The organism is uncultured Amnibacterium sp. (assembly GCF_964244015.1).
Classification (GTDB): Bacteria; Actinomycetota; Actinomycetes; order Actinomycetales; family Microbacteriaceae; genus Amnibacterium.
This window is the reverse complement of the sequence record NZ_CAXTHO010000143.1, coordinates 1-6,854: the sequence shown is the minus strand read 5'-3', so window position 1 is coordinate 6,854 and position 6,854 is coordinate 1. Positions and strand designations below refer to the sequence as shown.

5 protein-coding genes are annotated in these 6,854 nt (G+C 74.6%); 2 read left to right on the top strand and 3 right to left on the bottom strand.

Annotation, left to right across the window (positions count from 1 at the left end; genetic code table 11):
- Positions 1-155: 155 nt before the first annotated feature.
- Positions 156-1,700: a GMC family oxidoreductase gene (locus ACFE67_RS13290; protein ID WP_375407353.1), complete on the top strand. Its 1,545-nt coding sequence runs from the start codon at positions 156-158 to the stop codon at positions 1,698-1,700.
- A 96-nt stretch (positions 1,701-1,796) separates the two neighbouring features.
- Here the strand turns inward: ACFE67_RS13290 and ACFE67_RS13285 are convergent, their stop codons facing one another.
- Positions 1,797-2,339, bottom strand: coding sequence for a YbaK/EbsC family protein (locus ACFE67_RS13285; protein ID WP_375407352.1), 543 nt, complete (start codon positions 2,337-2,339; stop codon positions 1,797-1,799).
- A gap of 99 nt (positions 2,340-2,438) precedes the next feature.
- Here ACFE67_RS13285 and ACFE67_RS13280 point away from each other — a divergent pair, with 99 nt between their 5' ends.
- Positions 2,439-4,184: a gamma-glutamyltransferase family protein gene (locus tag ACFE67_RS13280; protein ID WP_375407354.1), complete on the top strand. Its 1,746-nt coding sequence runs from the start codon at positions 2,439-2,441 to the stop codon at positions 4,182-4,184.
- A 10-nt stretch (positions 4,185-4,194) separates the two neighbouring features.
- Here ACFE67_RS13280 and ACFE67_RS13275 read toward each other — a convergent pair whose 3' ends face one another.
- Positions 4,195-5,022, bottom strand: coding sequence for an ABC transporter permease (locus ACFE67_RS13275; RefSeq protein WP_375407351.1), 828 nt, complete (start codon positions 5,020-5,022; stop codon positions 4,195-4,197).
- A partial coding sequence (locus ACFE67_RS13270) for an ATP-binding cassette domain-containing protein (protein WP_375407350.1) occupies positions 5,019-6,854 on the bottom strand: 1,836 nt, incomplete at its 5' end. The genes ACFE67_RS13270 and ACFE67_RS13275, both read right to left, overlap by 4 nt.

The window sequence follows — 6,854 nt, the reverse complement described above, 5'->3', positions numbered from 1 at the left end:
GTCTGGCTCTCGCACCCGGCCGCGCAGGCGTGGATCCGCTACGACGGTTTCGCGGACGGCGGCGACGGGCCGCGGAAGCAGGGGTTCTCGACGACCCACCAGGGCGAGTGGGAACCGTGGCAGCGCGACTGGCGCACCGGGAAGGAGCTGCAGGCATGAATCTGACAGGGATGCGGCACCACGCCGAGGCGGAGGAGGTCGACGCGGTCGTCATCGGGACCGGAGCGGGCGGCGCCCCGATCCTCGCGCGGCTCGCGCAGGCGGGACTGTCCGTGGTGGCGATCGAGGCCGGCCCGAACTGGGAGCCGACCGACCACACGCCCGACGAGATCGACGCGGCGAGCATCTACTGGACCGACGACCGCCTGTCCGGCGGCAGCGACCCGGAGGCGTTCGGCGGCAACAACTCCGGTACCGGCGTCGGCGGTTCGACGCTGCACTGGGGGGCGTTCTGCCCGCGGCCCGACGACCGCGACATGCGGCTCGCCTCCGACCAGGGGGCCGGCGTCGACTGGCCGCTGACTTTCGCGGAGCTGCTGCCCTACATCGAGGAGGTCGAGCGGTTCATCCAGGTCTCCGGCCCCGCCGACTACCCGTGGGATCCGACGCGGCGCTACCCGCTGCCGCCGGTCGCACGGAACGCCTCCGCCGACCTGATGGCCGTCGGCTGCGACGCGCTCGGGATCCGCACCACCGACTCCCCCGCGGCGATCGTGTCGCGCGACGTGCGGCAGCCGCACTTCGGTGTGCGCGCCGGCGCGATCAACAGCGGCGCCACGCACCAGGGCGACCGGGTCGCCTCCAAGGCGAGCATGGACGTCACCTACCTGCCGCTCGCCGTCGCGCACGGTGCGGAGATCCGGGCCGAAGCGATGGTGCACGACCTCGAGCGGGACGGGACCGGGCGGATCACCGCGGTCGTGTACCGCCAGGACGGTGTCGACCACCGGCAGCGGACGAAGGCCGTGTTCCTCTGCGGCGGCGGTGTGGAGTCCGCCCGCCTCCTGCTGAACCTCGAGCTCGCGAACTCGAGCGGTCTGGTCGGCCGGAACTACATGGCGCACCCCGCCGCGCAGGTGTGGGGGCGCTTCGACACGCCGACGCGGATGTGGCGCGGCTGGCCGTCCTCCCTCATCTCGGAGGACATGGTGCGGCCGAAGGAGAAGGACTTCGCCGGCGGGTACCTGCTGCAGAGCCTCGGCGTGCTGCCGGTCACCCTGGCGACCTCGATGGCGCGGTCCGGCATCCGCGGCGAGCGGCTGATGGACCTGCTCGACCACTACGACTCGTTCGCCGGGATCGGTGTGAACGGGGAGTGCCTGCCGGCCGAGTCGAACCGGCTGACGCTCGTCGACGAGACCGACGCGGTGGGGCTGCGGCGCGCGCGGATCGACTTCTCCTACAGCGACAACGAGCGGGCGCTGGAGGCGCACTCCATCGCGACGATGCGGTCGATCTGGGAGGCCGCGGGCGCGAAGGACGTGTTCGTGCTCGCGCGCACGGCGCATGCGGAGGGCACCCTCCGCATGGGCGACGACCGCGACGCCTCGGTCGTCGACCGCGACGGTCGCAGCCACGACATCGAGAACCTGATCGTCTGCGACAACTCGATCTTCCCGAGCTCGCTGATCGCGAACCCGGCGCTGACGATCATGGCGCTCGCCCTCCGGACCGCCGACCGGTTCCTCGGGCAGGGCTGAGGGGGCACTTTTCGCGGATCAGGCCGGATTCGCGACACGCCGTGGTGGTGGCGTCGCGGAACGGCGTGTCGCGAAACGAGCCTGATCCGCGAAATGTCAGCGGGCCAGGTCGGCGCTGACCTCGGTGCCGGGGAGCGCGGCCAGGACCGCGCCCGGGACCAGGATCTTCGAGCGGCGGACGCCGGAGCCGATCACGACGAGCCGCTCCGCCGCCGCGTCCGCGTCGAGCAGCAGCGGCCAGTCGGCGGGCAGCCCGATCGGGGTGATGCCGCCGTACTCCATGCCGGAGGCCTCCACCGCGGTCTCGAGGGGCAGGAACGACGCCTTGCGCACATCGAGCCGGCGGCGGACGAACCCGTTCACGTCCGCCCGCTTCGACGCCGGGACCAGCGCGGCTGCGACCCGTTCGACGCCGTCGCGCCTCCCGGCGACGAGGACGCAGTTGACGAGCTCTCGCGCGTCGAGGCTGTAGGCATCCTGGGTCGCCGCGGTGTCCGAGACGGCGGGATCGATCTCCACGACGCCGACGGAGTCCAGCAGCTCGAGCGCCGTCAGCGCGGCCAGCGTCGGTCCGGCGAGCAGATCGGGGCGCTCCGCGGCGGGCACGCCGGTCAGGCCGCCCAGGATGAACTCGGTCACCCCGACATCCTGCCGGACGCGGCACGGCAGGCTGGTCCGGTGCCGTTCACCGCCCCGCCCGACTTCACCACCCGCCCGGACCTGACCGGCACGTTCGGGATGACCGCCTCCACCCACTGGCTCGCCACCGCGACCGGGCAGGCCGTGCTCGAGCGCGGCGGCACCGCCTTCGACGCCGCGGTCGCGGCGGCGTTCGTGCTGCACCTCGTCGAACCGCACCTGAACGGCCCGGGCGGCGACCTCGTCGCGCTGTTCGCGACGGCCGAGCAGCCGGGGACGCCGGTCGTGCTGATGGGGCAGGGGCCGGCGCCGGAGGGGGCGGGCGTCGCCCATCTCGTCGCGGAGGGCCTCGACCTCGTGCCGGGCGCCGGTGCACTCGCCGCCGCGGTCCCCGGCGCGGTCGACGCGTGGCTGCTGCTGCTCGAGACGCACGGCACCTGGGAGCTGCGCGACGTGCTCGCCTACCCGATCGACCTCGCGCGCGCCGGCCATCCCCTCTCCCCCGCGGTCGCCAGGTCGATCGCCTCGATGGCGCCGTTCTTCCTGGAGCACTGGCCCACCTCCGCCGAGCGCTGGCTGCACGCCGACGGCACACCGCCCGCGGTTGGCGAGCTCGTCACGAACCCGGCCTGGGCGGCGGTGCTGGAGGATCTCCTCGCGGCGGGCGACGACCTCGGCACCGGCGCGTCGAGGGCGGAACGGGTGCGCGCGGCACGGGACGCCTGGGCGACCGGCCGGGTCGCGCAGGAGATCGACCGGTTCGCGCGGGTGCCGCACCGCCACTCCGACGGCCGCGATCACGCCGGTGTGCTGCGCGCGAGCGACCTCGCGGCGTTCCGGGCCGGGTTCGAACCCGCCGTGACCCGGGACTTCCGCGGTACCACCGTCGCGAAGAGCGGTCCGTGGGCGCAGGGGCCCGCGCTGCTCGCGGCGCTCGCGATCCTCGAGCCGCTCGACGACGACCTGCTCGACCCCGGGACCGCCATCGGCGCGCACACCATCGCGGAGGCGCTGAAGCTCGCGCTCGCGGATCGGGAGGCGTGGTTCGGCGACGACGGCGCCGTGCCGCTCGGCACCCTGCTCTCGGAGGAGTACGCGGCGACGCGACGCGCGCTGATCGATCCGACCGCCTCGACCGAGCTGCGGCCGGGCACCGGTGCGGGCAGGCCGTCGATCGCCCGGCTCCGCACCGCCTCCGAGTTCACGGCGGGCGTGGAGGGGGTCGGCGAGCCGACGGTGGAGTCCACCGGCGACCTGCGGGGCGACACCTGCCACCTCGACGTCGTCGACCGCTTCGGCAACATCGTGGCCGCGACCCCCTCCGGCGGCTGGCTGCAGTCGTCGCCGACGATCCCCGGTCTCGGCTTCTGCCTGGGCACCCGCCTCCAGATGACCTGGCTGGAGGAGGGCACCGCGTCGACCCTGCGGCCGAGCCGGCGGCCGCGCACCACGCTGACCCCGACCCTCCTGCTGCGCGACGGGCACGCGATCGCGGCGCTCGGCTCGCCCGGCGGCGACCAGCAGGACCAGTGGCAGCTGCTCTACCTGCTCCGCACACTCGTCGGCGGCTGGAGCCCGCAGCAGGCGATCGACGCACCGGCGTTCCACACCACCTCCTTCCCCGGCTCGTTCTGGCCGCGCACCTGGGAGCCGGGCGGCCTGGTGGTGGAGGACCGGCTGGGCGACGCGGTGATCCGGGAGCTGGAGGCGAGGGGCCACCTCGTGACCCGGGCGGGCGGCTGGACGCTCGGCCGGCTCTCGACGGTGGGGCGGGACCCGGCGACGGGGATCGTGCACGCCGCCGCGAACGCCCGTGCGATGCAGGGCTACGCCACAGGACGCTAGGCCAGGCCGGTCAGCCGCTGACGTCCTTCCGGGTGAAGCGGCACGCCGCGACCGTGCCGAGCACGATCGACCAGATCAGTCCCGACAGCAGGGACGCGGCGACGGGCGCCAGATCGACCGGCGCCTCGAGGAACGACTGGAACGCACTCGAGTAGTGGGTCGGCAGCACCGTCCGCAGGTCGCCGAGCGCCGGGATCTGGTCGAGGATCCTCGACAGGATCGAGCCGAGCACGACGCCTCCTGCCGCCGCGAGCGGCGAGTCGGTCACGACGGTGAGCAGCGTGCCGAGCGCGGCGGCCCACAGCAGGCCGGCGGTGGCCGCCGCGGTGGTGCCGAGCAGGCGGAGCACCGAGTCGCCGAAGCCGAGGCGGGGGCCGCCGGGCACCTGGATGCCGCCGGGGCCGTACGACAGCACACCGACGAGCAGCGACACGAGCGTGAGCGCGAGCAGGCCGACCAGCAGCAGCACCGTCGCGACCTGCACCTTCACCGCCAGCAACCGGAGGCGCGGGACCGGCACGGTGAGCAGGTACTTCAGCGTGGAGCGGGACGCCTCCCCCGCGATCAGGTCGCCGAACAGCAGCGCGGCGACCAGGGTCGCGAGGAACCCGCCGGTCAGCACCAGCACGAAGGCGGCGAAGGTGCCGCCGCTGACCTGCGCGAGCGCGGTCAGGTCGGTGGTCCCGCTGCGCGACGACGGCGGCCCGCCGAACAGCAGCGCGACGCGCACGATCACCGGCAGCACCGCCAGCACGCCGAGCGCGATGCGCACCTTCCACTGGCTCAGCTGGCGCGTCAGTTCGACACGGAACGGGAGGCGGACCACCCGGCCGGTCATGCGGAGGGCTCCGTCGCGCCGATGAGGTCGAGGAACGCTTCCTCCAGGTGACGCCCGCGCGTCACGGACGTGACGCCGATCCCGGCGCCGACGACCGCCGCCACGACCGCCTCGGTCGGCAGGTCGCCGGGTCGCACCCGGATCGATCCCGGCTCGGTGACCTCGGCGGACGCCGCGCCCGCCGTCAGCACGGCCTCGACGGCGCCCGCCGCGTCCGTGACGCCGAGGGCGAGCTCGGAGGATTCGCCCGCGATCGCCTCCACGGGCCCGGCCGCGACGAGCCGGCCGTGCGACATGACGACGACGTGGCTGCAGGTGCGCTCGACCTCGCCGAGCAGGTGGGAGGAGACGACGACCGTGCGCCCTGCCGCCGCGTACCGGTGCAGGACGCCGCGCAGCGCGGTGATCTGCGGCGGATCGAGCCCGTTCGTCGGCTCATCGAGCACGAGCAAATCCGGCAGCCCGAGCATCGCCTGCGCGATCGCGAGCCGCTGCCGCATGCCCTGGCTGTAGCCGCCGACCCGCTTCCGGATCGCGCCGCCGAGGTCCGCGACCGCGAGGGCCTCGTCGAGGTGCGACTCCCGCTTCGGCCGGCCGGTCGCGGCCCAGTACAGCTCGAGGTTGCGGCGGCCGGAGAGGTAGGGCAGGAATCCCGGGCCCTCGATGAAGCAGCCGATCCGGTCGAGCGCGGGCGAACCGGGACCGAGCGGCGCGCCGAACGCCCGCACGGTGCCGGCGTCGGGCCGCAGCAGCCCAGCGACCATCCGGAGGGTCGTGGTCTTGCCGGCGCCGTTCTCGCCGAGCAGCCCGAGCACCTGGCCGCGCTGGACGGTGAACCCGACGTCGTCGACGGCGAGGAACCCGCCGCGGAAGCGCTTCGTGAGGCCCGCGATCTCCAGCGGCGGTCCCTCCTCCCGCTCCGCATCGACGGCGAGCACCGGCACCCGGTCGGCCCGCCTCCCGAGCACCGCACCGAGGATCATCAGGAGCAGCGCCACGAGCACCGCGATCCCGATGCCGAGCAGCACGCCGGTGGACGGGAGCCCGGCGCTGCGGTCGGTGGAGACGACGGCGACGGTGGGCAGCGCGATCGGCGTCGCGACTGCGATGCGGATGCTCGCCGGGATCGGTGTGCCGAGGAACTGGGTGTCGCTCGTGCGCACGGTGAGCACCAGCCGGTCGCCGGGTGCGAGGTTCCACGCGGTCGCCGGCAGCGCCACCGCGACATCGGCGCCGGCCGCAGGCAGCACGACCCGGATCGGTGCGACACCACCGGGCAGCGCCCGCTCGGCGTCGCCCGTGCGGACCGAGAGCTGCGCGTAGAGCACCGTCGTACCCGCACTCGCCGGGGTGACGCGGAGGCGGACGGCCGCGGCGCCGGTGAGCACGGTCGCGGCGCGCAGCGGGGCGGAGGCGAACACGGCGGCCTCCGACGGCGGGTTGGCGGCCGCGACGAGGCTCGACGCCGTGCGCCCGATCGACGTCGTCGTGCTGAGCCCTGGGATGCCGGTCACGGAGGCGGGCTGCCCGCCGGGCGGGTTGACCGCGGTCTGCGCGCCGCCCAGGAGCGCGATCCGCGTCGTCGCGGTCCCGTCGAGCCCCGGGTAGCGGTCCGCGACCCGCTGCTCGGTGAACGCGGTGGCGCTGGCCGGCACCTGGAACCCGAACCGCTGCGAGACCCCCGTGCTCGCCATCAGGTGGTCGGCGAGCCAGTCGTCGACGAGCCCGTCCGTCCCGGCGATGCCGCCGCCGTCGTGCCCGCCGTCGAACCACCGCACCTCCACCGGCGCCCCTGCGGCGGCGAGCTGCCGCTCGTTCGCGTCGGCCTGGTC